Origin of the sequence: Mycolicibacterium baixiangningiae (assembly GCF_016313185.1) — a bacterium.
GTDB classification, from domain to species: domain Bacteria; phylum Actinomycetota; class Actinomycetes; order Mycobacteriales; family Mycobacteriaceae; genus Mycobacterium; species Mycobacterium baixiangningiae.
Window position 1 is genome coordinate 715,534 of sequence record NZ_CP066218.1, and the last position, 23,699, is coordinate 739,232.

Consider the following 23,699-nt stretch of genomic DNA (forward strand, 5'->3'; position numbering starts at 1 on the left):
GCTACAGCTTAGAAGCGTCGAGGTAGCGCTCCCGGTGCTGTGCGGTGAAACCCATCGACTCGTAGAGTGCGATCGCGCCGTCGTTGTCGGCCAGGACCTGCACGTAGGCGTGCGTGGCGCCGCTCCGCGCACCCCATGTCAGCAGCCCCGCGCACAGGGTGCGGGCGTGGCCGCGGCGGCGCCGGTCCTCGGCGACCCGCACGGCCGACAGGCCCACCCACCGGGTGCCGTCGTGTGCGGGTGTGACGGCGGCGCGGCCCACCGCGGCGTCGTCGATGCGGCCGAACCCGACCTGCCCGTCGACGACCGCGGTCAGCACGTCGACGGGTACCTCACGCTGGTACACCGCCAGCCACGTGGCGTCGGGCCGCGAGCTGACCGCGACGTCGACGGCGCCCGCGTCGGTGAGGGCGCGCACCATCACGATGCTCTCGAGATGGATCTCGGAGTCGGGCAGCCGCACCAGCCGGTCGGGTAGGGCCAGCCACGGGGTGAGGCCGCGCCGGGCATACCAGTCCCTGATCGCGGGCACCGCGGCGGTGTTCGAGGTGATATCAAGCGGCACAGCGGAATTGCCGCGATGGGTATGGCCGTCGGAGGCGCGCAGCAGCCAGCCGTCGAGCCATTCGCGGTGCAGGCCCGGCCACGCCAGCGCGGCCGCGTGCTCGACCGCCCGGATCTGGGACGCCTTCACCGGAACGTCGGTCAGCACCCGCACCGTGACCACATCGGCCGGTGAGATCTCCACGATGTCACCGGATTTCGTCCGCACCCGCACCACCGGGTCACGGTCCAGCAGGTGGCCTACCACGTCGTTGAGCGGCGGCACCGAACCGGCGGGCAACCGGTAGCGCAGGCTCACCCGCGTGCCGGGCCGGGGCAGACCGGGCACGAAGCTCAGTGACCGAACGGATCGGGATCGGTGCCGGGCGTCCAGCTCAGTCCCGGCGTACCCCAGCCGTTCTGCTTGACGGCGCGTTTGGCCGCCCGCGCGTGCCGGCCGATCAACCGGTCGAGATAGAGGAACCCGTCGAGATGTCCCGTCTCGTGCTGCAGCATCCTCGCGAACAGCCCGGTGCCCTCGACGGTGATGGGGGTGCCGTCGGCGTCGAGTCCTGTCACCCTTGCCCAGTCGGCGCGGCCGGTCGGGAACTGCTCGCCGGGAACCGACAGGCAGCCCTCTTCGTCGTCGTCGGGGTCGGGCATCGTCTCGGGGACGTCGGAGGTCTCGAGCACCGGATTGACCACGACGCCGCGGCGCCGGCCCGCGCGGCCGCGCGAATCCGGGCAGTCGTAGACGAACACCCGCTTGGAGACTCCGATCTGGTTGGCGGCCAAGCCGACACCGTTGGCGGCGTCCATCGTCTCGTAGAGATCGCGGATGAGATCGGCGAGATCCTCGGGGAGGGAACCGTCCTCGCCGACGGGGATCGGGGTGGTTGCGGTGCGCAGGACGGGATCTCCCACGATGCGAATCGGAACGACGGCCACGGTGGTGCAGCTTAGGACGAGCAGCTTACGTGAGCCGACTCGCCCGCCTCAGTGACGCCTCATCTCTCGCCGCCGTGATTGAATGAGCGCCGAACCACATGGGTGTCATTTTCGAGTGTCGGAGGGTCCGAGGAGCAATATGGACGGCGCCAGGGCGCAGACTGAGCAATCCGGCGACGACTCTGATCTGCCCGCAGGACTGACCAGGCGCGAATTCGACATATTGGCCTTCGAGCGCCAGTGGTGGAAGTACGCCGGCAGCAAAGAGGACGCCATCAAAGAGCTGTTCTCGATGTCGGCGACCCGCTATTACCAGGTACTCAACGCCCTCGTCGACCGTCCGGAGGCGCTTGCCGCGGATCCGATGCTGGTCAAACGCCTGCGCCGGCTGCGCGCCAGCAGGCAGAAGGCGCGGGCGGCACGACGGTTGGGCTTCGAGGTCACCTGATCCCGCGCGTCGTGCGGGGTGGCTCCGCCCGCTAGATACAGTGGGGCGTGATGAACCAGCGAGAATCCTCCGGACTGCCTCTGCGCGCCATCGTGATGGTGCTGCTCTTCCTCGGCATCGTCTTCCTCCTGGTGGGGTTCCAGGCGCTGGGGTCCGACGACGATTCGGCGTCCGACGAGACCACGGTGGCCACCACGACGGTCACCCCGTCACCGGAGCCCTCACCGGAAGCCGCGGTCCGGCCCGAAGTCCGCGTCTTCAACATCTCCGAGGTCCAGGGCGCCGCCGAGGGGGTGGCGACGCGGTTGCGTGACGACGGCTGGAACGTCGCCGAAACCGGCAACCTCACCATGGAGGGTGTCCCCGCGACGACGGTGTACTTCGGCGAGGAACCGGGGGAGCGGGAGGCCGCCGACGAGGTGGGCCGACTGCTCGAGGCGCCCGTCGAACCTCGCGTGCCCCCGCTGACCGAACAACCACCAGGCGTCATCGTGGCGGTCACCGGTTAGGCTCGTGACCATGCTCAAGCCCGGTCTCACATCCGCCGCCGTCGCCGCCATGTTCGCCGTTCCCGCGCTCGCGCTGAGCGCCTGCACCCCCAACGAGCCGGTGTCGAGCGAACCAGGCACCACGCCTTCGGTGTGGACCGGTTCACCGTCGCCGTCGGCAGCGCCGGGTGAAGGCGAAGAGGGCGGGAGCGGCTCCGAAGGCCACTCCGAGGGTGGCGAGAAACTGGTCGCCGAGCTCAAGAGTCCCGACGGCACCACCGTGGCGAATGCGGAGTTCGACTTCAGCGGCGGCTACGCCACCGTCACCGTCCAGACGGTCGCGTCGGGACAGCTGGAGCCGGGCTTCCACGGCATGCACGTCCACCAGGTCGGTAAGTGTGAGCCCAATTCGGTGGCGCCCGCCGGCGGTGCGCCGGGCAACTTCCTCTCCGCGGGTGGGCATTTCCAGGCCGAGGGCCACACCGGGCATCCCGCCAGCGGCGACCTCACCTCGCTGCAGGTCCGTGAGGACGGTTCGGCGATGGTGGTGACCACCACCGACGCGTTCACCGCCGAGGAGCTGACCTCCGGGCAGGGCACCGCGATCATGATCCACGAGAAGTCGGACAACTTCGCGAACATTCCGCCGGAGCGCTACAACCAGGTCAACGGCACCCCGGGGCCGGATCAGGCGACCATGGCCACCGGTGACGCCGGTGGGCGGGTGGCGTGCGGTGTTATCCGTCCCGCCGAGTAGTCGCATCGACTTCGCCGGGTCACCCCGGCCTACCGTCGGCGTGGAATGGGAGTTCGCCCTCGTCGACGCCCACACCCGCGACCTGAGCAACGAGGCGGCCACGGTCATCGCCGAGATCGGCGAAAGCCCGCACGTGCACAAGGAATTGCTGCGTAACACCGTCGAGGTCGTCACCGGTATCTGCGAGAACTCCAGTGAGGCGATGGCGGATCTGAGCCATACCCTGCAGACCGTCCGGCGGATCGTGCGCGGTCGCGGCATGGAACTGTTCTGTGCCGGCACCCACCCGTTCGCCAAGTGGTCCGCGCAGCAACTCACCGACGCACCGCGCTACGCCGAGCTGATCAAGCGGACGCAGTGGTGGGGCAGGCAGATGCTGATTTGGGGCGTGCACGTCCACGTCGGGGTCTCCTCGGCGCACAAGGTCATGCCGATCATCTCGTCGCTGCTCAACCAGTATCCGCACCTGCTGGCGCTGTCGGCCTCGTCACCGTTCTGGGACGGTGCGGACACCGGTTACGCCAGCAACCGGGCGATGATGTTCCAGCAGCTGCCGACGGCGGGTCTGCCGTTCCAGTTCCAGTCGTGGCCGGAGTTCGAACGGTTCGTCCACGATCAGCGGAAGACCGGGATCATCGACCACATGAACGAGATCCGATGGGACATCCGGCCGTCGCCGCATCTGGGGACCATCGAGATCCGGGTCTTCGACGGGGTGTCCAACATCGCCGAACTCGGCTCGCTGGTCGCGCTCACCCACTGCCTTGTCGTCGATCTCGACCGCCGGCTCGAGGCGGGTGAGCAGCTGCCCGTGATGCCGCCGTGGCATGTGCAGGAGAACAAGTGGCGGGCCGCGCGTTACGGGCTCGACGCCGAGATCATCCTCGACGCCGACAGCAACGAGCGGTCGGTCACCGACGATCTCGACGATCTGCTGACCCGGCTGCAGCCGGTGGCGCAGTCCCTGGACTGTGCCGACGAGCTCGCCGGGGTCGCCGACATCTATCGCAACGGCGCGGGCTATCAGCGGCAGCGCCGCGTCGCCGAGGAGAACGACGGTGACCTGCTTGCGGTCGTCGACGCCCTGGTCGCCGAACTGGAGCTATAAGGTGGCCTGATGACGGTGCGGCAGTGGGTGCTGACGGCGTGTGTGGTTGCCACGCTCACCCTCGCCGGCTCTGTGGCCGGCTGCAGCAACGTCACCACGGGCACCCCGATGGCCGACCCGGATCAGACCGGACAGACCACGCCCCCGTCCACGTCTTCAGCGAGCCCTTCGCCGACGACCCGGGCGCGCGTGCCCGACCCGACGACGCCAGGACCGCGGCCGCCGGGTGCGCCGCCGGCCGGCCTGGCCGCCACCGCGTGCGGTGAGTACATCGCCATGGACGAGGCGACGCAGCGTGAGGTGATCGTGGCGATCGGCGAACAGAACGAACTCGTCGCGCTCAACCCGGAACTGTGGATCACGATGGCCAGCGCGATGTGCACGTTCGCCGACCCCGCGACGCTCGTCGAGGATGCCGTCGTCGGGGGCGGCTTCAACTGATCGTCATCGGCTTCGAGCCGACCACGTCACAATCCGCGCGGACGTCGAATCCGGCGTGCTCTGTGAACCTCGTGTAACCAACGCAACAATTGCGATTGCGGTCATTCAAGCAGCCGATAGTTCGAAATGCGGTCTTGACGGGACCCTTAGGCGCGCATAGCGTAAGCGCGCCCCACAAGGGTGTTGCCCAGCCCACTCAGGAGTTCGCAGTATGACCGCCACCGCAGGCGCGCTCGACACCGTGGCCGACACCGGTGGTGACATCGCGTTCGGTGGCTCCCGGGTCCTCGGCAGCGGGTTCTTCCTCGAACCGACCGCCGTCGTCGGACCCGCCGACACCGATCCGGCGCTGACCGATGAGATCTTCGGACCGGTCCTGGTGGTGCAGCCGTTCGACTCCGTCTACGAACTGTTGCCGCGTGCCAACGGTGGCCGCTACGGGCTGACCGCCGGCGTGTGGACGACCGATGTCCGCAAGGCGCACGCGGTGTCGCACCAACTGCAGGCCGGCACCGTGTGGGTGAACACCTTCGCCGACTACAACGCTGCCGCGCCGTTCGGTGGATTCAAGGGCTCCGGTGTCGGAAAGGACTGCGGCCCTGAGGGTCTCGACAAGTGCCTGCAGACTCAGACGGTCTGGATGTCATTGTCGTGAGCCGTCAGCCCGTCACTGTGGCGGGGGCGGACGGCCTTGTAATGCAACGCGATGTAGGACCACGACTCGAGGGTGGCGACGCCCTCGATGCCGCGGATGTCGTCGTCGAGCACCGACAGCAGGGCCTCCCCGCTGCCGGTCACCACTTCGGCCAGCACATCCCAACGGCCCGACGTCAACGCCACATAGGACACCGGCTGCAGCCGGGTCAGCGCCTCGGCGACGTCCTTGGCGCTGCCGCGCCCGTCCACCCGGATGGTCACCCAGCTCGACGAGCGGTAACCCAGCCGCAGCGGGTTGACGATGCACATCACCCGCACCGCACCGGATTCCACCAGCCGGGCGTAGCGGAACCGGATCGTGGTCTCCGAAACCCCCAGTGCGGAGGCGAAATCGCGGAACGCGGCGCGGCCGTCGACGGCGAGCCGGGAGATGATGGCGCGGTCGGTCTCGTCGAGGTGACGTGGCCGCACGCCGTCGCGCCCGCCGCGCACCGCCGAGAACCGGGCCTGCTGATAGTGCAGCCGAAGGTAGGGCAGCAGCTCCACCGAGGCGACGCCGGCGGTGGCTCCGATCTTGCCGAACGCGACGTCGTGCAGTTCTCGGGCGTCGGTGCAGACCAACTCGACCTGCACGGCGAACGGACCGGTCGTGACCGTCACGTAGTCCGTCTCCGGCAGGAGCGCCAGCTCGTCGGCCAGTTCGACAGGCGACCGCGAACCGTCGACGTTGACCAGGGCCAGCGCCATCGAACCGAAACCGAGCAGGCTCGGATCGGTGACGGCCGCGATGGTGATGTAGCCCTCGTCGATCAGCCGCGAAACACGGCGCCGCACAGTCTTTTCCGTCACCTCGACTCGCCGCGCCAACTCCGCGTACGGGATGCGGCCGTCAACCTGAAGATGGTCGATCAGCTGCAGGTCCAGAGTGTCGAGATCCCCAGCACCGGGTTCGGACTGCATGCCCTGAGGCTACCGCCACGACCCATGAACAAGGAGTACACACCATGCGGGTAGAACTTCTACAAGAAGGCGACCTGACCGGGACGACCGCCTACGAGCGTTACCACCAGTTGATCGGTGAGGTCGAACTCGCCGACCGGCTCGGCTTCTCCACTTGGGGCACATCCGAACAGCACTTCAGCCCGCCCAGCTTCTCGATCGCCGCACGCGAGGTGCTCTACTCGGCGATCGCCATGCGCACCAGCAGGATAACGCTGCGCACCATGGCGTCGGTCATGCTCAGGTGGAACCATCCGATCCTGGTGGTCGAACGGCTCGCGACCCTCGACATCGTCTCCCACGGACGGGCCGAGGTCTGCACCGCGCGGTCCAACAACCTCACCACGCTCGACGCCTTCGGCGTCGACCCGGCCGAAACCCGCGACCAGTGGGAGGACGGCATGGACGTCACCGTCCCGCCGAGAAGGAGCGAACGCGTGTCAGAAGAAATACCGGCCGAACTGCGGAATCGCTGTGCCGCCGTGCAGGACTGCGATGCACAGGGCATACCGCTGACGGCATCGGACTACGTCTGGCTCGCCGTGGCCACCGTCGTCGTACCGGTCCTGCTGGTGATCATCGGGTTGATGCTGTGAACGCCCCGGTGACGCTCGGCGATTGGAAGATCGCCGAGGAGAACGGCTGGCCGCTGCTGCGCGGTGAACGCGGCTTCGGCAAGCTGGCGATCTTCCTCGCCGCGTTCTCCGCGACGATGGCGACCTGGTGCTTCTCCATCGGCGGTTTCGTGTCGTACTACCTCGGCGCCACCCCCGGGGACGTTCGCGGTGCTCGCCGGATCGCTCATCGGCATCCTGATGGTGACGCTGCCGATGTGCGCGAAGTACGGCATCGACTCGGTGTGGCCAGCCGCCTCTACCTGCCCGACCGGTCGTCGAAGTACTACTACCTGGCCGGTTTCAATCCCGTCGGATTCGTCGCCTTCGCGGCGGGCATCGCCGTCTACATCTACCTGCTCGACCCGATCTCGTATGTGCACCGGGCCCCGTTCCAGTACCTGTCGGCATCGTTCCCGTCGGCGATTATCGCCGGGGCGGTCTACATCGTCGGCACGCTGCTGTTCCTGCGGCCGAGAGGAATCGGCGGATACGGGGCGTCTGCACCGGCCGAGCGCGTCCGGTCAGACACCACCCCCGTGGCCTGACCCCTATCAATCTGATCTGACACACCGAAAGGCTCGACATGCACGACGTATTCGTGATGTACAACCACCCCGCCGACACCGACGCGTTCGACGCGCACTACCGCGGCACCCACGTCCCACTGGTCGAGCAGATGCCGTTGCTCGAGGAGTTCACGTGGGGGCACGTGCACCGCGACGAGCACGACTCCGGTTACTACCTGGTGGCCCGGTTGACTTTCGAAAGTGCCGAGGCCGCAGCCGAATCGATGGCGTCGGCGCCGGGAAAGAAGTCGGTGGAGGACCTGGCGAACTTCGCATCGCGCGGCGTCACCGTCCTCAACGTCACGCGTCTCAATGCCTGACGCTGATGTGACGTTCTACCGCGCCGACACCGTACTCACGCTGACCGGCAACGAGTTCGACGGTCCGGGTGGCGTGGTGGTGCAGGACGGAATCATCCGTGCGGTGTTCGTCGACCCGCACGCCCACGCCGAATTGGCTGCCAAGGCCACCTTCGGCATGGCCGACGTACGGGCTCCGGGCTGTCGGAGCGTCGTGGACGTGCTGGACACCCTGCGCGCCATCCTCGGCCGCGCCAAGGACGGCTGGGTGGTGGCCCAGGCCAACCTGTTCTTCGACCAGAAGCTGGCCGATCGCGAGTGTGGTGGCGCGACGGACGTTCCACGGTCACGAGCTGGATCCGGGCCAGTGGGTGAGCGTGTACGACGCGCTGCGGATGCACACCGTCGGCGGCGCGTATGCGCTCGGCGAGGGAGACCAGCCGCGGCACGCTGTTGGCCGGCAAGCTCGCTGATCTGATCGTCCTGGACCGAAACCCGCTGACCATCGATATCGACGCGCTGACCGAGATCGCCGTCGACGAGGTGGTGCTGGGCGGCGAGCAGGTGCGGATTGACCATCCCTCGGGAGCAGGTCCATATTGGGGGTGTGACTGTGACGCCGATGTTCCCGCTCGAGGTGGCGATGCTGCCCGGTGAGGAGCTACCGCTGCGCATCTTCGAGCCGCGCTACGTCGCGCTGGTGCAGGACTGCCTTGCGATGACGGATCCGGCGTTCGGCGTGGTGCTGATCGAGGCGGGGCGCGAGGTCGGCGGTGGTGACCGGCGCAACAGCGTGGGCGCGCTGGCGCGCATCGTCGATTACGCGGATCTGGGTGTCGACCGCTTCCGGCTCAGATGTGTGATGGGCGAACGGATCCGGGTGATCGAGTGGCTCGACGACGCACCGTACCCCCGCGCGGACATCGAGGTGTGGGAGGACGAAGCAGGCGGCCCGATCGAGTCGGCGGCCGTCTTCGACGTCGAGGACCGCATCGTCGCGCTGTACGAACGGATCGCCGCCGCGCGCGGTGCGGAGTTCGCCGGCCGCTCGGCGGTACTCGGGCCGGAGGAATCCGACGTCGTGAAGCGGTTGTACGGCTTGGCTTCCCGCGTGCCGATGGGGCAGGCCGACAAGTACGCCGTGCTGTCGGCGCCCTCGGCGGCGGCGCGGTTGTCCGCGCTGAGTGAGGCCGTCGACACCGTCACGGCAATGGTGGAGTTCCAGCTGTCGGAGTGACCGCCGCGCATCAGAACGGTGGGGGTTTGGTGCGTTCGGCGACGAAGGCGTCGTTGAGGCGGCGTTCGAGTTCGATGCGGTAGGCGCGGTCTTTGGCGCGGGTGCGGCGGCGTTTGGGCATCTTGAGGCCGCTGTTCGGGGTGTGCACTTTCGCGCTGGTGATTGTGGGGATTGGCGCGGTGGGTGTGCACAGGGTGGGGAAGAGCAGTGCGCTGCCGGGTTGGGTGATGTGGGTCTGGCCGCTCGGTGCGGTCCAGATGACGGTGCCGTCGGGGAGTTGTTCATCGCGCCAACCGGTTTTGCCGGTCCAGAAAGTCTTCAGTAAGTGGTGTTTTCGGCATAAACATTTGAGGTTCGACGCGCATGTCGGGCCGGCGGGATAGGGCACGGTGTGGTCGATGTCGGTGAGGTAGGCGGGTTTGTCGCAGCCGGGGAAGCGGCAGGTCAGATCGCGGCAGCGCACGAAGTCTTGGAGCGCTGTGGAGGGTACGTGGCGGGGTTCGGGGGGAGCGTCGCCGGGATGGGTGAGTTGGCGGATCTTAGCGCGGTCGAGGAAGGCGGGCAGGATCACCGGGCTCAGTACACCGCCGCCGATGACGAACGCCAGTGCGGGAGTGGGCGACGGCGTTGGTGTGGGCGCAGGCTCGAGGTCGACCGGCCTGCACTCGGCCGAGAAGTCCTGTTGCGGCGCAGCGTCGGACTCCTCGGGATCGGGCCCGGCGTCGGCCGGCTCATCTTCGCGCGCAGCGTTATCCGGCTCGGAGGCTGCCGGCTTGCACTCAGCCGAGAAGTCTTGTTGCGGCCCGGCGTCGACCGGTTCATCTTCGCGCACAGCGCTATCCGGCTCGACAGGTGCGGGTTCTGTCTCCGTGCCGCCCGACCCGGCGGCGGGCTGGTCGCCAATGTCTTCTTGTGCAGTGCTGTGGTGCTTGGCGGCGGCGAGGGCTTCTTCGGTGGTGATGAGGTGGATGACGACGGTGGGGGCGGGGCGGTCGGGGGTGGTGGCGGGGCAGTCGGGGTTGTCGCATTCACACCGCAGCGGCTGTCCGGTGGACAGGGCGGCGAAGGCGTCGTTGCGGCGTTCTTTGAGGGTGCGGGGGTCATCGGGGCATACGGTGCGGGCCAGGTCTTCGACGTGTTGTTCAAGGGCGACACCGTCGGGGCTGTACATGCGGGCGTAGACGGTCATCATCCCGGCGGCATCGGTGATGGTGCCGAATTGCAGGTCGCGGGTGTGGGTGGCGGGTTCGCGGCGGCGCAGGGCGGCGGGGTCGTGGATTTCGACCAGGGCGTCGATGGCTTCTTCGGTCTTGGCCTGGGATTTGGGTCCCCAGCAGAGGACTTGCTCGGCCAGGGCGGCGTCCACGGCGGCCATGGCGTCGGGGTTGGTGATCAGGTAGGTGCGGTAGACGATGGCGCGGATCAACAGGTCGCTGATCAGGCCGGCTTCAAAGAGTGCGGCGACTTTGGGGAATCGGTTGGCGAGCAGGACTCCGCGTTGGGTTTGGGTTGAGGCGAGTCGGTCGGTGATGTGGTGGGCGGCGGCCAGTTCACTCAAGACGGAGGTTTCGGGGTCGATGAACCAGTCTTCGCGGTCGGCGGCGTCGTCGATGCCGGTGCGGCGGCGGAACACTTCGGCCATCGCGGCGAGCTTGCGGGCGGCGGCGGCGGATTCGACGCGTCCCCACCCGGCAGAGGCGGCGACGATTTCCGCGTCACTCAACGCGGAGAAGGCCCCGATCTCGGGTAACGAACCATCGAACATACTGGCGATTCTAGCGACGGGGTCTGACACGCCTCGAAGCGAAAACTCAGAGCCTGTGGACGAATTCGCCGCTGGGGAGAATCGAGCCTCAGCGGAGCCGTTTGGCGTCGACGAATACGGTGTCGGTGCCCGTATCCACCACACCGTGATCGCCGCACCGCCCGTAGCGAGTCATCAGCTCCTGCGCGCTGAGCGTGGTGACCTGCCAGCCCTGCGCCGTCAGCCAGTCGGCCACTCCCGTACCGACTGCTTCGACTGCCAGCCGGCTTCCCGGCGTACTCAGCTCGTGGATCCGGTTGAACAGCAGGTGCGGGCCGTCCGCGATGTAGGGAAGCAACCCCTCCACGGCCCAGGCGGTCGGCTCGGTGACGTCGAATCCTGCGTCCCGCAACACTTCCGGCCAATCATCGATCAGATTCGCAGGCACCGGCACATAGCGGGACACCGACGGGCTGTCACCGTGCTCGCGCAATGCGTCGTTCTTGAAATCCAGCACTCCGGGGTGGTCGATCTCGAAGACGGTGGTGCCGCGGACCCAGGGCAGCCGCCATGCCCGCGCATCGAGTCCGGCGGCGACGATCACCATCTGCTCGATCCCGTGTGCGCCTGCGGCGATGAAGAATTCGTCGAACCACTTGGTGCGCGACGACGCGTAGTTGGCGATGCCGTCGATCCGCTCAAGCGACTCGTCCGTGGGGAGCTGGCAGCCCCGGCTCCGCGCGGCGTCGATGAACACCTGCGCGTAAGGATCGTTGAACAAGGGACATTCGGTGTGCGACTCCTTCTGCCTTGCCAGCGCGACGGTCAGCGCGCTCACGAGGGCATCAGGGGTTGTCATTGCCGCGGTGTTCCCTTTCCGCGGTCATCTCAAGCATCTCGTCCCTGGTCAGCAGGTCGTCACGGATGTTCTGCTCGCGGTAGGCGAGTTGGCCCACGCGATTGGCGATCACCGGCGCGGTGATGACGGTGAAGAGTCCGGCAAGGATGAGCATGCCGACGTCGACGTTGCCCCGCAGACGGATCGCCGCGCCGGCGAGCACCAGCAGCAGACCGAGCACCTGCGGCTTGGTCGCGGCGTGCATCCGCGACAGGGTGTCCGGGAACCGGACGACACCGATCGCAGCGGTCAGCGCCAGCGTCGACCCACCCAGCACCAGGACGCTGGCAACGATGTCGAATGCGCTCACAGGAGCCTCCGCGAACCGCGCGGCTTGCGGACGTCGGGGACGCGGAAGCGTGCCACGCTCACCGAGCCCACGAAACTGATCAGGGCCAGTGCGGTCAGGCTGTAGGTCACCGTGGTGTCGAGGCTGAACGCCGCCCAGGTGCCGATCGCACACATGGTGACGGCGACCAGGGTGTCCAGCGCGACGAGGCGGTCGAGCGTGCTCGGGCCGGCCAGTAGGCGGAACATGGTCGCGGCCGCGGCGCCAGTGAGCATCACTCCCGCGGTGATCCAGACCCAATTCATGACGGATCCGCCTCCTTGTCCGTCGATGGTCGCCAGTCGGCCTCCCGCTCGAACGCCGCGATCAACAATCGTTCGAACTGCCCGACCTGGCGGTAGAAGCGGCTCAAGGCGCGGTCGGAGCCCACGTCGATGACGTGGACGTAGACCATGCGCCTGGTCTGATCGATCTCGAGCACGATGGTGCCGGGCGTCAGGTTCATGATGTTCACCGCGAGGGCGAGCACCAGGTCCGATTTGACCGCGAAGTGAGCCCGCAGCACCGCTGTCAACGGTGGCGGCCCCGGTTTGATCGCCAGCCACGCCACCTGCACCGAGGACGCCAGCAGGTAGTACGCCACGGTGGCGATCAGGCGTACCAGTGACAACAGGTGCACGCGGCCTTCCACGGGCACCGGCGGCAGTGGCAGGAGCAGCGTGATGAGCAGCGCGACGGCCAGCCCGCTGACGATGTTGGCCGCAGAAAGCGTGCCCCACAACAGGATCCACACCAGGGTCAGCCAGCACAGTGTCCACGCGCGCAACGCCAGCCGCCGTGGGGACCACGTCATCCCGTCGAGAACCTTCATGGCCCCTCACCCAGAACCGCGGCGATGTAGTGGTCGCGTTCGATGATCTCGTCGGCCGCGCGAACGCTGTAGGCGAAGATCGGCCCTGCCGCCACGGTCAGCGCGAGGCCCACGGCGATCAGCGCGGCGGTCGGCACCAGCATGCCGACGGGCATGCGGCCGACGTGGTCGCGGTCCACGAACTGGATGTCCTCGGACTCCGCGGTGTCGTCGAGCAGTGCCGCGGGCGCGGTGGTCGACAGGTGGCCCTCCGGCGCGTCGACCCGCGACCGCCAGAACGCCTTCGTCCAGACCCGGGCGACCACGTAGAGCGTCAGCAGGCTTGTGACCACCCCGCCACCCACCAGCGCCCAGGCCAGCGGTGTGTCGTTCGCGGCACCGGCTTCGAGCAGCGCGACCTTGCCGATGAACCCGGAGAACGGCGGTATGCCACCGAGGTTCAGCGCCGGCACGACGAAGACGAATGCCAGCACCGGGCTCGCGGCGGCCAGCCCGCCGAGGCGGTGCATCGTCGAAGCGCCGGCTTGCCGCTCGATCAGGCCGACCACGAGGAACAGCGTGGTCTGCACGACGATGTGGTGTGCCACGTAGTAGATGGCGCCGGCCATGCCGAGTTGGTTGGACAGCGCGATGCCGAACACCATGTATCCGATGTGGCTGACGAGCGTGAAGGACAGCAGCCGCTTGATGTCGCTCTGTGCGATGGCGCCGAGGATGCCGACCAGCATCGTCAGCAACGCCGCCCAGAGCAACATCTGGTCCATGCCGCCGCCCGGGAACAGCAGCGAATGCGCCCGGATGATCGCGTACACGCCGACTTTCGTCAGCAGGCCGGCGAACACCGCCGTCACCGGTGCCGGTGCGGTCGGGTAGGAGTCGGGCAGCCACGTCGACAGCGGGAACACCGCGGCCTTGATGCCGAACGCCACCAGCAGCACGGCGAACAGCGCCATCCGCGTCCCGTCCGAGACATCGTCGAGGCGGACGGCCAGTTCGGCCATGTTCAGGGTGCCGGTGGCGGCGTACACCAAGCCGATGCCGAGCAGGAAGATCAGCGACGACACCATCGACACCATCACGTACGAGATGCCGGCCCGCACGCGCTCGGCGCTCGCCCCGATCGTCAGCAGCACGAAGCTGGCGGACAGCAGGACCTCGAACCCGACGTACAAGTTGAACAGGTCGCCCGCCAGGAACGCGGTGCACACACCCGCCGACAGCACCAGATAGGTGGGCAGGAAGATCGACACCGGTTGACGGCCGTCGCCGTCGCGGATGCCCTGTCCGATCGCGTAGGCGGCCACCGCCAGCAGCACGATGGACGACACCATCAACATCAGCGCCGACAGCCGGTCCACGACAAGGGTGATGCCGAGCGGCCCCATCCCGGGGACGCTCTGACCCCAGCCGCCGACATGCAGCGCCAGCGTGCCGTCGCGGTCGGTGAGGTAGACGAGCACCGCGCACACCACGACGACGGCCACCAGCGCCAGCTGGGCGATCACCCGCTGCAACACCGGGCGGCGGCCCGCGAACAGCGTCAGCGCGGCGGCGATCGTCGGGATCAGCACGGGCAGCGGCGTGAGCACCGAGGCCAGTGTCATGCGCGATCCGCCTTCGCTTCTCGCTGGGCGGTCACCGGGAGCCCTCCCTGCCCGGCAGCGCGTCCAGTTCGTCGGGCAGGTCGGTGTCTCTAGCCAGATCGGGTTCGGGTGGCCGGTCTTCGTCGAGAGATGCGGCGTCTCGGCCCGCCATCTCCGACACCCGGGTGTCCTCGGGGTCGTTGCCGACGTCCTCGGCGGTGTTCAGCCGGTAGGACCGGTAGGTGAGTGCGAGGACGAACGCGGCGATCCCCATGCTGATGACGATCGCGGTGAGGATCATGCCCTGCGCCAACGGATCCGCGGTGGTGGTCTCCCCGTCGCTGATCCGTCCCCGCACCGGCGGATTGCCCGACGGACCGGCGACCGTGAGGATGAGGAGGTTGATGGCGTTGCCGATCAACAACAGCCCCAACAGCATTCGGGTGAGGTTGCGTTCGAGGAGCAGGTAGACGCCGATGCTGGTGAGCCCGCCGATCATGATCAGCGGTACGAGGTAGGTGGTCACCGCGCACCCACCTTCGCCGCGCTCTTGCCCGGGCCGGACGGCTGGGACATCTCCACGTCCACCTGGGCGCCCAGGCTGCGCAGTACATCGAGGACCAGTCCGACGACGATCAGATACACCCCTAGATCGAAGAACAATGCGGTCACCAGTTTGACGGTGCCGAGTACCGGCAGGTCGAATTCGATGACCGCGGAGGACAATACGGGCGCCCCGAAGAACAGCGAGGTCACCGCGGTGCCTGCGGAGAGCGCGAGGCCGACACCGAGGATCTTGCCCGCGTCCAGCGGCAGCGTCTCGCCGAGTTCGTAGCGGCCGCCGGCGAGGTAGCGCAACACCAGGGCGAGGCCTGCGGTCAGACCGCCGGCGAACCCGCCACCGGGAGTGTTGTGGCCGGCGAAGAAGAAGTACGCCGAGAGCACCATGATGAGCGGGAAGATGACGCGCGTCGCCACCTCCAGCACGAGCGACCGGTGTCGCGGATCGCGCAGTTCGCTGCCGCGCAGCCACGTGATGTCGCCGACGGCCGGACTGGTGGCGTGGCTGCCGATGCGCCCGATGTCGGGCTGGCCGGCGTCCGCGACGCGCGGCGCGGTACCGAAGCGGCGATTGCGGAACACCAGTGAGGCGACACCGGTGGCGGCGACGAGCAGCACCGAGATCTCGCCCATGGTGTCCCAGGCGCGGATGTCGACCAGCAGGACGTTCACCGCGTTGGCGCCGTGACCGCGGTAGTAGGCTGCATCGGGAATCAGTTCGGCGATGCCGGCGCCGGTGCGGGCGGCCATCGCGTACACGGCGAGCGCCGTCACCGTCACGCCGACCGCCAGCGACAGCAGGGCGCGCGGCAGGCGTTTGTGGTTGATGTGGGCCCTCTCGGCCTCCGCGGGCAGTGTGCGAAGTACCAGCACGAAGATGACCAGCACCAGCGTCTCGACCAGGAATTGGGTCAGCGCCAGATCGGGCGCGCCGTGCATCGCGAAGATCGCACCGCACCCGTAACCGCTCACGCCGATCAGCAGGACGGCGGCCAGGCGGTTGCGCATCACCGCGGCGCCCAGCGCCGCGGCGAGCATCAGCAGCCCGACCACGACCTGCCAGGGCGAATCCCACAGCGCGAATTGGGGACGGTCACGCGCGCCGAGGGCGAGAGCGGCCGTCGGTAGGACGACGAGGGTGCAGAGGATGACCGACTGGGTGGCCGGGATGGAACCGCGCTGGGTGATCGCGGTGAGCCGGACCGACACCATGTCGAGGCCACGGATGAAGGCGTCGTAGACGTGGTCGGCGTTGCCGAGCGGAAGGTAGGCGACCCGGGCCCGGCGCAGCCTGGACCGCTCGAAGAACGCGGCGACACCGGTCGCGATGACCAGCGCCGACAGCAGCAGGGGCAGGTTCACCCCGTGCCACAGGGCGAGTTCGTAGTCAGAGCCACCCGGGACGGTGTCGGCGTAGTCGTCGAGGACGGCGTCCAGCGGTGCGGGCCACAGACCCGCCAGCAGACCGGCGGTGGCGAGGACGGCCGGTGCGGCGAGGAACGCCACCGAAGGACGGTGCATCTCGCGAACACGCACGCTCGGTTCGTGTAAACCTTTGCGGCTGAACGCACCCCACAGAAAACGCAGGCTGTAGATGGTGGTGAACACCGAACCCAGTGCGATACCGGCCAGCACCCAGGGTGCGGCGGCACCGAGTGCGGCGCTGTGCAGCACCGTCTCGAAGTCGGCCTCTTTGGCGACGAAGCCGAGGAACGGCGGGAGTGCCGCCATACTCGCCACGGCGCCGACGGCGATGATCAGCAACGGTTTGTTTCGGTCCCCGAGCCAGGCCAGCCGGCGGATGTCACGGGTGCCGGTCGTGTGGTCGATGACGCCCACCACCATGAACAGCGACGCCTTGAACATCGCGTGGGCGACCAGCATGGCCAGCCCGGCGAGCATCATGTCGCGCCCGCCGGTGCCCACCATGATGGTGATCAACCCGAGCTGGCTCACGGTGCCGAAGGCCAGGATGAGTTTGAGGTCGTACTCGCGCACCGCGCGCCAACCGGCGAGCAGCATCGTCGCCAGACCGAGCGTGATGATCATCGGCCGCCACACCGGAGAGTCGGCGAACCCGGGCGTCATCCGCGCGATCAGGAACACACCGGCCTTCACCATGGCCGCGGCGTGCAGGTAAGCGCTGACGGGGGTGGGGGCGGCCATGGCGCCGGGCAGCCAGAAGTGCATCGGGACGATCGCCGATTTGGACAGCGCGCCGACGAGGATGAGTGCCACCCCGACGGCGGCGGCCACCCCGGACGGCGGTGCGGCGACCAGCTCCGAGAGCAGATAGGTGCCGGAGAGGTTGCCGAGGATGATGATGCCGACCAGCATCGCCAGACCGCCGAAGGTGGTGACGAGCAGGGCCTGGGTGGCGGCCCGGCGGCTCGTCGCGCGTTCCGCGTAGTGGCCGACCAGCAGGAACGACAGCACGGTCGTGGTTTCCCAGAACACGTACAGGATCAGCATGTTGTCGCTGATGACGAGGCCGAACATCGAACCGGCAAAGGCCACCATCTCGGCGGCGAAGCTGGGCAGCCGCTTCTCGGTGTGGCCGTCGCGGTGGTGGAAGTAGGTCGCGCAGTAGAACAGCACGAGGGCGCCGATACCGAGGACGAGCACGCTCATGATGGCTGCCAGGGTGTCGAACCGCAGCGAGATGTCCATCGACAGTTCGGGCAGCCAGACCAGGTCGACGGTCTGTGCGCCACCGGGCGGCGGCCAGTTCAGCACGACCCAGACCAGTGAGATCAGCGGGACGAGCGCCAGCGGGTAGAACGCGACCCGCCCCCATCTAGCCACCAGAAGCGGCGCCAATGCGGTCGCGACCGCATGGGCACAGAGGATGGCCAGCATGGCACTCCGATCTTGATTGGGGTCGGGGTGTCAGCCTCAGCTGCTGCTTTGGATTGCGTCAATTCTACGTGGGCTGCCGACGTGATCGGCAGCCCACCGCGGATTGACTCAGTGGCTACGACATGCGGGGCCATCCGGGTGGTGTCGCTTCCGCCGTGAGCCGGCCGCACACCGACCCGCCCACCAAGCGCATCGGCAGCGCGTGGGCCACGACGCCGATCCCGGCGCCGAGGATCGGCCAGATCGGCCAGAAGTACCACGCGCCCGCGGTCAGGCCGACAGCCAGCCACACGGTGAGGACGATGACGACCATCGTCAGGTAGCCGGCCAGATGCCAGTGCACACTGCGCTGGGCGACACGCCGGCGGGCGGCCCGCCGCGCCGGATCGTTGCGTCGCAGGGTGGAGACCGGCAAATCGGCGGTGAGGGCGTAGAGCTCGGCGGCGGTCTGTGCGGTGAAGGCCGACTGGAGACGTTGCTCGTAGTCGGCCATGTCGAGGTAGCCATGGGTCAAGGCCAGGCCGAGCAGGCTGGCGGCGCGTTCACGATCGCCGTCGCCGACGCGGATGTGGGTTGCGGTGGGAACGGTCATGATGCCTCCCGCGCATCTAGACAGTGACTAGTTCGATGGTTCAACTGTCCCACTTCAACTTGTCAGTGTCAAGATCTATTCCGGCGTCGCCGAAACTGCTCAGAGATCGCGTTTGCGGCCTGGGGAGTGATCTCCCAGCAGTCTCGACGCAAGGCGGCGAAGCTAGCGGCCTTCGGAGAAGGCGCGCAACGTGTCGACCTGCGCCGGATCCAGCGACGGGCGCACGGCCTGGCGTGCGGCCTCGACGTCGGCGGCGGTGACGTCGGCGGCGTCGATGGACCGCCGCATCGCCGTCATCGCCGCCTCACGCAGCAACGCGACGCAGTCCGCGGCGCTGTAGCCGTCGAGTCCGGCGGCCAGGGCATCGAGGTCGACGGCCTCATCGCCCTCGTCGACCAACGGAATCGATTTGCCCGCGGTCCGCAGGATCTCGCGGCGCGCTTCGGCGTCGGGCGGTTCGACGAACACCAGCCGCTCCAGTCGGCCGGGGCGCAACAGTGCGGGGTCGATCAGGTCGGGTCGGTTGGTGGCGCCCAGCACCACCACACTGCGCATCGGTTCGATGCCGTCGAGTTCGGTCAGCAGCGCCGCGACCACGCGGTCGGTCACCCCGGAGTCGAAGCTCTGTCCGCGCCGCGGCGCCAGCGCATCGATCTCGTCGAGGAACACCAGTGACGGCGCGGAGTCACGCGCGCGGCGGAACAGTTCACGCACGGCCTTCTCGGAGGCGCCGACCCATTTGTCCATCAGCTCGGCGCCCTTGACCGCGTGCACCGAGAGGCGCCCCGAACTGGCCAGGGCGCGCACCACGAACGTCTTGCCGCAGCCGGGCGGTCCGTAGAGCAGCACACCGCGCGGCGGTTCGATGCCGAGGCGTTCGAAGGTGTCGGGATGCTGCAGCGGCCACAGCACCGCCTCGGTCAGTGCCTGTTTCGTCTCGACCATGTCACCGACGTCGGCCAGGGTCACCGACCCGACCGAGACCTCTTCGGTGGCCGACCTCGACAGCGGGCGGATCACCGTGAGCGCACCCGTCAGATCCGCCTGGACGAGTTGCGGTGGTGCTCCGTCGGCGCTGGCGCGAGCCGCCGCCCGCAGGGCCGCCTCGCGGACCAGTGCGCACAGGTCCGCGACCACGAATCCCGGTGTGCGCCCGGCGATCTCATCAAGTTCCAACTCCTGGGCGGGTACGCCCCGCAGCAACACCTCCAGCAACGCCCTGCGGGTGGCGGCGTCGGGCAGGCTCAACCCGAGTTCGCGGTCGCAGAGGTCGGGATCGCGCAGGCGCGCATCGGCGTTGTCCGGCCTCGCCGACGTCGCGACGAACGCCACCCCGGGAGTGGCCACGGCGGTGCGCAATTCGGTGAGGATCAGCGTGCCCACCGGTTCGGGGGTCGCGGGCAGCAGGGCGTCGATGTCTGTGATGAGCAGGACACCTCCGCCGTCGCGCACCGTCGACACCGCCGACGAGACGCTGTGCAGCCGATCCTCGGCATGCAGGGCACCGACCTGCGGCCCGTCCAATTCGACGACCCGCCGTCGGGCGCACACGGCCCGCACCAGCGTGGCCTTCCCGACTCCCGCGGGGCCGGACACCAGGACGCCGAGATTTGCTGTGGCGCCCAGGGTTTCGAGCAACGACGGTTCGTCGAGGGAGAGTTTGAGCCATTCGGCGAGCCGGCCGGCCTGGGTGTGGCTGCCTTTGAGGTCGTCGACCGTCACGGCCGGTTCGTCGCGCGACCCCAAGGTGACGGTGGCCTGACCGATCGTGTCACCGTCTGTGGGGGCCGACGTCCCGGCGTCGGACACCGCCCCGTCCCCCCACGTGACCGACGAATTCGGCTGGATGCTCACGGTGCCCGCGGGGTCCACGCCGGTCACCGTCAGCAGCTCCGAGGTCCATGTGATTCCCACCGACGACGCGAGCGCGGCGGTCGCCGCCGATGTCGACGTGCCGGGCCCGAGATCGCGGGGGAGCAGGGAGACGGTGTCGCCCACCGTCATCACCTTGCCCAGCAGGGCCTGGCGCAACGTCGCCGGTGAGATCGAGTGGGTGGCGAGTCGCGACCCCGACACCGTCACCGACCTCGCCCCGTGGACGGTCACCGGCGCCACGATGACACTGCTGTTCTCGCGCAATCCCGCATTGGACAGCGTCACGTCGTCGAGCAGCGCCGTCCCCGTCGGAGTGCCTGCCGGGGCGATACCGACCACCGCGGCGGTGGTGCGTGCGCCGGTGAGCGACACCGCATCCCACTCGCGCATGCCGAGTGCGGCGATCACCTCGGGGTGCAGCCGCACCACCCCACGCCGGGAATCGAGTGCCGAGGTGTTCAGCCGCGCGGTCAGACGCAGATGGCTCAGGCCCGGCTCGTCGCCGAACAGTTCGGTCTCGGTCACGTCAGCCGCCGGGCTTGCGCAGTCCCAGGCGCGCCATGGACCGCCGTTGCGGCTGGGCGCGGCGGCTGGCGCGACGTGCCGCGCGTCGTTGTCGCGGTTCGACATCCCATGCCTCGGGTCGGGCGGCCACCCATCGCTGACTGCGGACGGTGAAAGGGATGATGCACAGGTAGCCGACGATGATCAGCAGCACGAGGATGTAGGGGAACAGCAGCAGGGCGGCGGCGGCCAGCGCCACCATGATGAGCAGGATCGGCGCGGCATTGGGGGGCACCGAGATGGCCTTGAGCGCGATCGTCGGCACTCGGCTGACGAGCAGCGCCGAGTTGAGGGCCAGCCAGGCGCAGACGAACCACTGCGAGGTCCACCATCCGTCGCCGAACTGGAGCATGGCCGCCAGCGGGCCGATGGAGCCGACCGCACCGCACGGCGCAGGGATGCCGACGAAGAACTCGCGGGTGTACGCGGGTTGAGTGTTGTCGTCGAGCAGCGCGTTGAACCGGGCCAGCCTCAGGACGATGCACACCGCGTACAGCAGGACGAAGATCCAGCCCACCGGTGAATCCGGGAGCAACGTCACGTACACCACCAGCGCGGGCGCCACCCCGAAATTCACCGCGTCGGCCAGCGAGTCGATCTCGGCGCCCATCCGGGACTGGGCGTCCAGCGCGCGGGCGATGCCGCCGTCGATCCCGTCGAGGACCGCCGCCGCGCCGATCAGCGCCAGCGCGATGTGCGGCCGGTCGTCGAGCGCGAACTTGATCGAGGTGAGGCCGGCGCAGATGGCGAGCACCGTGGTCGCGCTGGGCAGGATCCGCAGGCCACGGGGGCGACGGCTCACACCTTTGCTCACGGCAGCTCCGCAAGGATCGTCTCGCCGCCGATGGCGCGCTGGCCCGGCAGCACCTGGATCTCGGTGCCCTCGGGCAGGTAGGTGTCCAGCCGCGAGCCGTAGCGGATCAGGCCGTAGGTGTCTCCGATGGACACCTTGTCGCCGGGGGTGAGGTCGCAGACGATGCGCCGGGCGACCAACCCGGCGATCTGCACGGCGATCACCTCGACGCCCGTGGCCGTGCGGATCACCATGCTGTTGCGTTCGTTGTCCTCGCTGGCCGCCGCCAGCTCGGCCGAACCGAACAGGCCCGGCCGGTGTTCGACGGCCACCACCTCACCGCTGATCGGGATGCGCTGCACATGGGCGTCGAAGATCGACAGGAAGATGCTGACGCGCGGCAGCGGCCGGGGGGGCAGGTTGAGCTCCGCGGGCGGTTCGGCCTCCTCCACCAGGCAGATCAGGCCGTCGGCGGGGGCGACCACCACGCCGGGTCGGGTCGGTGGCACGCGGGGCGGATGCCGGAAGAAGGCGGCGTTGGCGCCGGCGGCCACCAGCCCCGCGCCGCGCACCCACCGGTTGCGGCGGCCGGCGGCGGCAACCGCGAGGCCGGCGCCGATGAACGGCAGGCCGGCCGGATGCACCGGCGGGACGGTGGTCTTCACCAGCGCCATGAACCGCTCTGGGCCGGATCTCAGGTCGTCGGTGCGGGGGCGTCTGGCCATCGGCTGGATTCTACGTGCGTGCTGGGTCGGACTTGCTAGCTCAGGTCCCATAGGTCCACCCGTGAGCCGGCGGGCAGCTCATGGGTGTCTTCGGGAATCTCGAGCAGGCAGTTGGCTGAGGCGAGCCAGCGCAGGTGGTGTGATGCCGGCGGGCCGTAACTCGTGACCTCGCCGGTGGCCGGGTCGAACACTCCGCGGCGGAACTGGCGCTTACCGCGTGGCGACGTCAGATCCTCGGTGAGCACGGCACTTCGGCGCGGACGTTCCGGTGACACCGCACCCATCGCGGCCCGCAGCGGCACCCGTAGGAAGACCTCGAACGAGACCAGCGCGCTGACTGGGTTTCCGGGCAACGTGATGACGCGTGTGCCGCCGACGCGGCCGGCGCCCTGCGGCATGCCGGGTTGCATGGCCACCTTGGCGAATTCGACCTCGCCGCCGCCTCCGAGGGCATCCTTGACGACCTCGTACGCGCCGGCGCTGACTCCACCGGTGGTGACGATCAGATCGGCCTGCCCGGCGAAGCGGTTCAGCGTGTCCCGGAAGACGTCGACGTCGTCGCCGCACATCGGCGAGGCGACGACCTCTCCGCCGGCTTCCCGGACCGCCGCGGCCAGCATGACCGCGTTGGACTCGTAGATCTGCCCGGGTTGCAGCGGCGTGCCGGGAGCGACCAGTTCGGTGCCCGTCGACATGACCAGCACCCGCTGCCGGGGGATGACCGACAACTCGCCGAGGCCGAGCGCCGCGGCCAGACCGAGGGCCGCCGGAGTGAGCTGGACCCCGGCCCGCAGGACCGTGGTGCCCGCGGTGACGTCCTCGCCGGCGGTGCGGACATGCTGTCCGGGGCGCGCGGCGGCGCGGATCTCCACGATGTCGGTGGCGCCGTTCGTCGCCTCCACCGGAACGACGGCCGTCGCTCCGCGCGGCAGCGGCGCGCCCGTCATGATGCGGTGGGCGGTACCCGGTTGCAGCACCAGCGGATCGGTGCGCCCGGCCGGGATGTCCTCGGCGACCGGCAAGGACACCGGCCGGTCCTCGCTCGCGGACGCCACGTCCTCGGCGACGACGGCGTAACCGTCCATCGCGGAGTTGTCGAACCCCGGCAGGGACAGTAGCGCGACGCTGTCTTCGGCCAGGGTCAGGCCGAGCGTGTCCGCAATCGGCAGCCGCACCGGCGGACGCCTCTCGATCAGCCCGGCGACGACGCGCTGGTGCTCTTCGACTGTGCGCATCA

The 23,699-nt window shown here is 68.6% G+C and carries 28 protein-coding genes; 12 read left to right on the forward strand and 16 right to left on the reverse strand.

All coding sequences use genetic code 11. The annotated features are described in order from the left end of the window. Position 1: 1 nt before the first annotated feature. Together I7X18_RS03325 and I7X18_RS03330 are read right to left on the reverse strand one after the other, a co-directional pair. Entirely contained in the window at positions 2 to 892 is an 891-nt protein-coding gene (locus I7X18_RS03325) for an N-acetylglutamate synthase, CG3035 family (protein ID WP_193044564.1), read from the reverse strand. 5 nt (positions 893 to 897) lie between these two features. Then, a complete protein-coding gene (locus I7X18_RS03330; protein ID WP_193044563.1) occupies positions 898 to 1,491 on the reverse strand; it encodes a peptide deformylase in 594 nt (197 codons plus the stop codon). Between the two features lie 139 nt (positions 1,492 to 1,630). Here I7X18_RS03330 and I7X18_RS03335 point away from each other — a divergent pair, with 139 nt between their 5' ends. The 6 genes from I7X18_RS03335 (at position 1,631) to I7X18_RS03360 (ending at position 5,388) form a co-directional block, all read left to right on the forward strand. Beyond that, positions 1,631 to 1,939 (forward strand): nucleoid-associated protein NapA, encoded by a 309-nt coding sequence (locus tag I7X18_RS03335; RefSeq protein ID WP_193044562.1) that lies wholly within the window; start codon positions 1,631 to 1,633, stop codon positions 1,937 to 1,939. Between the two features lie 50 nt (positions 1,940 to 1,989). Continuing rightward, positions 1,990 to 2,448: a LytR C-terminal domain-containing protein gene (locus I7X18_RS03340; RefSeq protein WP_193044561.1), complete on the forward strand. Its 459-nt coding sequence runs from the start codon at positions 1,990 to 1,992 to the stop codon at positions 2,446 to 2,448. Positions 2,449 to 2,458: 10 nt separating this feature from the next. Further along, entirely contained in the window at positions 2,459 to 3,184 is a 726-nt protein-coding gene (gene sodC, locus I7X18_RS03345; RefSeq protein ID WP_193044560.1) for a superoxide dismutase[Cu-Zn], read from the forward strand. Further along, entirely contained in the window at positions 3,162 to 4,292 is a 1,131-nt protein-coding gene (locus I7X18_RS03350; protein WP_193045001.1) for a glutamate--cysteine ligase, read from the forward strand. Before sodC ends, I7X18_RS03350 begins: the two co-directional genes overlap by 23 nt. A gap of 9 nt (positions 4,293 to 4,301) precedes the next feature. Continuing rightward, positions 4,302 to 4,733 carry a hypothetical protein gene (locus tag I7X18_RS03355; RefSeq protein ID WP_226862945.1) on the forward strand — a complete coding sequence of 144 codons (432 nt, stop codon included), beginning with the start codon at positions 4,302 to 4,304 and terminating at the stop codon, positions 4,731 to 4,733. Positions 4,734 to 4,944: 211 nt separating this feature from the next. Beyond that, positions 4,945 to 5,388 (forward strand): aldehyde dehydrogenase family protein, encoded by a 444-nt coding sequence (locus I7X18_RS03360; protein WP_193044559.1) that lies wholly within the window; start codon positions 4,945 to 4,947, stop codon positions 5,386 to 5,388. Here the strand turns inward: I7X18_RS03360 and I7X18_RS03365 are convergent. Further along, positions 5,361 to 6,350, reverse strand: coding sequence for an Lrp/AsnC family transcriptional regulator (locus I7X18_RS03365; RefSeq protein WP_193044558.1), 990 nt, complete (start codon positions 6,348 to 6,350; stop codon positions 5,361 to 5,363). The two genes, I7X18_RS03360 and I7X18_RS03365, sit on opposite strands and share 28 nt — an antisense overlap. A gap of 44 nt (positions 6,351 to 6,394) precedes the next feature. Between I7X18_RS03365 and I7X18_RS03370 the strand changes: the two genes are divergently transcribed. The 6 genes from I7X18_RS03370 to I7X18_RS03395 are packed head-to-tail and all read left to right on the forward strand — an operon-like array spanning position 6,395 to position 9,108. Then, complete coding sequence (locus I7X18_RS03370) at positions 6,395 to 6,985, forward strand: LLM class flavin-dependent oxidoreductase (RefSeq protein ID WP_226862943.1); 591 nt, start codon at positions 6,395 to 6,397, stop codon at positions 6,983 to 6,985. Next, positions 6,982 to 7,551: a hypothetical protein gene (locus I7X18_RS03375; RefSeq protein WP_193044557.1), complete on the forward strand. Its 570-nt coding sequence runs from the start codon at positions 6,982 to 6,984 to the stop codon at positions 7,549 to 7,551. Before I7X18_RS03370 ends, I7X18_RS03375 begins: the two co-directional genes overlap by 4 nt. Positions 7,552 to 7,589: 38 nt before the next feature. Continuing rightward, complete coding sequence (locus I7X18_RS03380; RefSeq protein ID WP_193044556.1) at positions 7,590 to 7,892, forward strand: EthD family reductase; 303 nt, start codon at positions 7,590 to 7,592, stop codon at positions 7,890 to 7,892. Next, positions 7,885 to 8,349 carry a hypothetical protein gene (locus tag I7X18_RS03385; protein ID WP_193044555.1) on the forward strand — a complete coding sequence of 155 codons (465 nt, stop codon included), beginning with the start codon at positions 7,885 to 7,887 and terminating at the stop codon, positions 8,347 to 8,349. Before I7X18_RS03380 ends, I7X18_RS03385 begins: the two co-directional genes overlap by 8 nt. Then, the gene (locus I7X18_RS30045) at positions 8,289 to 8,528 is read left to right on the forward strand and encodes an amidohydrolase family protein (protein ID WP_193044554.1); all 240 of its coding nucleotides are present in this window, start codon (positions 8,289 to 8,291) and stop codon (positions 8,526 to 8,528) included. The genes I7X18_RS03385 and I7X18_RS30045 overlap by 61 nt, the downstream gene beginning before the upstream one ends. Then, positions 8,494 to 9,108 carry an LON peptidase substrate-binding domain-containing protein gene (locus I7X18_RS03395; RefSeq protein WP_193044999.1) on the forward strand — a complete coding sequence of 205 codons (615 nt, stop codon included), beginning with the start codon at positions 8,494 to 8,496 and terminating at the stop codon, positions 9,106 to 9,108. The genes I7X18_RS30045 and I7X18_RS03395 overlap by 35 nt, the downstream gene beginning before the upstream one ends. A gap of 10 nt (positions 9,109 to 9,118) precedes the next feature. Here I7X18_RS03395 and I7X18_RS03400 read toward each other — a convergent pair whose 3' ends face one another. The 13 genes from I7X18_RS03400 to moeA all read right to left on the reverse strand — a co-directional run bounded on the left by I7X18_RS03400 (position 9,119) and on the right by moeA (position 23,697). Continuing rightward, on the reverse strand, positions 9,119 to 10,873 hold the full coding sequence (locus I7X18_RS03400) for an HNH endonuclease signature motif containing protein (protein ID WP_193044553.1): 1,755 nt from the start codon (positions 10,871 to 10,873) through the stop codon (positions 9,119 to 9,121). Positions 10,874 to 10,961: 88 nt separating this feature from the next. Beyond that, complete coding sequence (locus I7X18_RS03405; protein ID WP_193044552.1) at positions 10,962 to 11,711, reverse strand: SAM-dependent methyltransferase; 750 nt, start codon at positions 11,709 to 11,711, stop codon at positions 10,962 to 10,964. Further along, a complete protein-coding gene (gene mnhG, locus I7X18_RS03410) occupies positions 11,698 to 12,060 on the reverse strand; it encodes a monovalent cation/H(+) antiporter subunit G (RefSeq protein WP_193044551.1) in 363 nt (120 codons plus the stop codon). Before mnhG ends, I7X18_RS03405 begins: the two co-directional genes overlap by 14 nt. Further along, a complete protein-coding gene (locus I7X18_RS03415; RefSeq protein WP_193044550.1) occupies positions 12,057 to 12,344 on the reverse strand; it encodes a monovalent cation/H+ antiporter complex subunit F in 288 nt (95 codons plus the stop codon). Before I7X18_RS03415 ends, mnhG begins: the two co-directional genes overlap by 4 nt. Further along, positions 12,341 to 12,910, reverse strand: coding sequence for a Na+/H+ antiporter subunit E (locus I7X18_RS03420; RefSeq protein ID WP_193044549.1), 570 nt, complete (start codon positions 12,908 to 12,910; stop codon positions 12,341 to 12,343). The genes I7X18_RS03415 and I7X18_RS03420 overlap by 4 nt, the downstream gene beginning before the upstream one ends. Then, entirely contained in the window at positions 12,907 to 14,514 is a 1,608-nt protein-coding gene (locus I7X18_RS03425) for a Na+/H+ antiporter subunit D (RefSeq protein ID WP_193044548.1), read from the reverse strand. Before I7X18_RS03425 ends, I7X18_RS03420 begins: the two co-directional genes overlap by 4 nt. 31 nt (positions 14,515 to 14,545) lie before the next feature. After that, on the reverse strand, positions 14,546 to 15,019 hold the full coding sequence (locus I7X18_RS03430) for a Na(+)/H(+) antiporter subunit C (RefSeq protein WP_193044547.1): 474 nt from the start codon (positions 15,017 to 15,019) through the stop codon (positions 14,546 to 14,548). Beyond that, positions 15,016 to 17,913, reverse strand: a complete 2,898-nt coding sequence (locus tag I7X18_RS03435; protein ID WP_193044546.1) for a Na+/H+ antiporter subunit A — start codon at positions 17,911 to 17,913, stop codon at positions 15,016 to 15,018. The genes I7X18_RS03430 and I7X18_RS03435 overlap by 4 nt, the downstream gene beginning before the upstream one ends. 115 nt (positions 17,914 to 18,028) lie before the next feature. Then, positions 18,029 to 18,505, reverse strand: a complete 477-nt coding sequence (locus I7X18_RS03440; RefSeq protein WP_193044545.1) for a DUF1707 domain-containing protein — start codon at positions 18,503 to 18,505, stop codon at positions 18,029 to 18,031. A gap of 162 nt (positions 18,506 to 18,667) precedes the next feature. Continuing rightward, entirely contained in the window at positions 18,668 to 20,905 is a 2,238-nt protein-coding gene (locus I7X18_RS03445) for an AAA family ATPase (RefSeq protein ID WP_193044544.1), read from the reverse strand. 1 nt (position 20,906) lies between these two features. Further along, complete coding sequence (locus I7X18_RS03450) at positions 20,907 to 21,758, reverse strand: CDP-alcohol phosphatidyltransferase family protein (protein WP_404822735.1); 852 nt, start codon at positions 21,756 to 21,758, stop codon at positions 20,907 to 20,909. Beyond that, the gene (locus I7X18_RS03455; protein WP_193044543.1) at positions 21,755 to 22,462 is read right to left on the reverse strand and encodes a phosphatidylserine decarboxylase; all 708 of its coding nucleotides are present in this window, start codon (positions 22,460 to 22,462) and stop codon (positions 21,755 to 21,757) included. The genes I7X18_RS03450 and I7X18_RS03455 overlap by 4 nt, the downstream gene beginning before the upstream one ends. Positions 22,463 to 22,497: 35 nt before the next feature. Then, positions 22,498 to 23,697, reverse strand: coding sequence for a molybdopterin molybdotransferase MoeA (moeA, locus tag I7X18_RS03460; RefSeq protein WP_193044542.1), 1,200 nt, complete (start codon positions 23,695 to 23,697; stop codon positions 22,498 to 22,500). Between the last annotated feature and the right edge of the window lie 2 nt (positions 23,698 to 23,699).

What these genes read in the sequence shown, in the direction of transcription:
- I7X18_RS03400 (WP_193044553.1), bottom strand. Translation starts at nt 10,873, where the DNA reads ATGTTCGATGGTTCGTTACCCGAGATCGGGGCCTTCTCCGCGTTGAGT.
- I7X18_RS03425 (WP_193044548.1), bottom strand. Translation starts at nt 14,514, where the DNA reads ATGACACTGGCCTCGGTGCTCACGCCGCTGCCCGTGCTGATCCCGACG.
- I7X18_RS03340 (WP_193044561.1), top strand. Translation starts at nt 1,990, where the DNA reads ATGAACCAGCGAGAATCCTCCGGACTGCCTCTGCGCGCCATCGTGATG.
- I7X18_RS03380 (WP_193044556.1), top strand. Translation starts at nt 7,590, where the DNA reads ATGCACGACGTATTCGTGATGTACAACCACCCCGCCGACACCGACGCG.
- I7X18_RS03435 (WP_193044546.1), bottom strand. Translation starts at nt 17,913, where the DNA reads ATGCTGGCCATCCTCTGTGCCCATGCGGTCGCGACCGCATTGGCGCCG.
- I7X18_RS03405 (WP_193044552.1), bottom strand. Translation starts at nt 11,711, where the DNA reads ATGACAACCCCTGATGCCCTCGTGAGCGCGCTGACCGTCGCGCTGGCA.
- I7X18_RS03385 (WP_193044555.1), top strand. Translation starts at nt 7,885, where the DNA reads ATGCCTGACGCTGATGTGACGTTCTACCGCGCCGACACCGTACTCACG.
- I7X18_RS03335 (WP_193044562.1), top strand. Translation starts at nt 1,631, where the DNA reads ATGGACGGCGCCAGGGCGCAGACTGAGCAATCCGGCGACGACTCTGAT.
- I7X18_RS03360 (WP_193044559.1), top strand. Translation starts at nt 4,945, where the DNA reads ATGACCGCCACCGCAGGCGCGCTCGACACCGTGGCCGACACCGGTGGT.
- I7X18_RS03365 (WP_193044558.1), bottom strand. Translation starts at nt 6,350, where the DNA reads ATGCAGTCCGAACCCGGTGCTGGGGATCTCGACACTCTGGACCTGCAG.
- I7X18_RS03370 (WP_226862943.1), top strand. Translation starts at nt 6,395, where the DNA reads ATGCGGGTAGAACTTCTACAAGAAGGCGACCTGACCGGGACGACCGCC.
- I7X18_RS03355 (WP_226862945.1), top strand. Translation starts at nt 4,302, where the DNA reads ATGACGGTGCGGCAGTGGGTGCTGACGGCGTGTGTGGTTGCCACGCTC.
- I7X18_RS03395 (WP_193044999.1), top strand. Translation starts at nt 8,494, where the DNA reads ATGTTCCCGCTCGAGGTGGCGATGCTGCCCGGTGAGGAGCTACCGCTG.
- sodC (WP_193044560.1), top strand. Translation starts at nt 2,459, where the DNA reads ATGCTCAAGCCCGGTCTCACATCCGCCGCCGTCGCCGCCATGTTCGCC.
- I7X18_RS30045 (WP_193044554.1), top strand. Translation starts at nt 8,289, where the DNA reads ATGCGCTCGGCGAGGGAGACCAGCCGCGGCACGCTGTTGGCCGGCAAG.
- I7X18_RS03440 (WP_193044545.1), bottom strand. Translation starts at nt 18,505, where the DNA reads ATGACCGTTCCCACCGCAACCCACATCCGCGTCGGCGACGGCGATCGT.
- moeA (WP_193044542.1), bottom strand. Translation starts at nt 23,697, where the DNA reads ATGCGCACAGTCGAAGAGCACCAGCGCGTCGTCGCCGGGCTGATCGAG.
- I7X18_RS03420 (WP_193044549.1), bottom strand. Translation starts at nt 12,910, where the DNA reads ATGAAGGTTCTCGACGGGATGACGTGGTCCCCACGGCGGCTGGCGTTG.
- I7X18_RS03415 (WP_193044550.1), bottom strand. Translation starts at nt 12,344, where the DNA reads ATGAATTGGGTCTGGATCACCGCGGGAGTGATGCTCACTGGCGCCGCG.
- I7X18_RS03455 (WP_193044543.1), bottom strand. Translation starts at nt 22,462, where the DNA reads ATGGCCAGACGCCCCCGCACCGACGACCTGAGATCCGGCCCAGAGCGG.